This is a genomic window from Pseudotabrizicola alkalilacus (assembly GCF_003443995.1).
Lineage (GTDB): Bacteria > Pseudomonadota > Alphaproteobacteria > Rhodobacterales > Rhodobacteraceae > Pseudotabrizicola > Pseudotabrizicola alkalilacus.
The window spans coordinates 1-631 of record NZ_QWEY01000064.1; the positions used below are offsets into that span (position 1 = coordinate 1).

Here is a 631-nt window from a genome sequence, read left to right on the forward strand (position 1 = left end):
GATCGCGCCGAGCAGTTCTTCGCGCGTGAACGGTTTGGTCAGATACTCTTCCGAGCCGACGACGCGGCCGCGCGCCTTGTCGAACAGGCCGTCCTTCGAGGACAGCATGATCACCGGCTTCGCCCGGTAGGTTGCGTTGTTCTTGATCAGCGCGCAGGTCTGATAGCCGTCGAGGCGCGGCATCATGATGTCGACGAAGATGATCTGCGGACGATGATCGGAAATCTTCGCCAGTGCTTCGAAGCCGTCGACTGCGGTGATCACTTCGCAGCCTTCTTTCTTGAGCAGCATCTCGGCGGTGCGGCGTATCGTCTTCGAATCGTCGATGACCATCACCCGCAGACCCGCCAGCTCCACCCCGCTTGCAGCTTGTTCCACGCGTTTTCCTCCAGCCTGCTTTGACCCGCCGCGGTTCCCACGCGTCGAGCGAGCGAAAAACCGTTTCGTCCGCCGGTGCGCCACGGCCAAGCCGCACGGAAAAGACAAACGATCGAGTAGGTATGCCGTTTAATCTCAAGCGCGAAGCCCTGTCAAGCAATTCGTCGACCAGGGCGCATTCGTGACGCATGTCGCCCGCCGGCATCGTCGATGCCGCACGCGACCATCATCTGCAAGTCCCCCTTGAACCTTC

At 60.9% G+C, this 631-nt stretch carries 1 protein-coding gene; it reads right to left on the bottom strand.

Annotated elements, in window-relative coordinates; translation table 11 throughout:
- Positions 1-378, bottom strand: a 378-nt coding sequence (locus D1012_RS22030; RefSeq protein WP_290427076.1) for a response regulator, incomplete at its 3' end; no start/stop codon positions are given.
- Between the last annotated feature and the right edge of the window lie 253 nt (positions 379-631).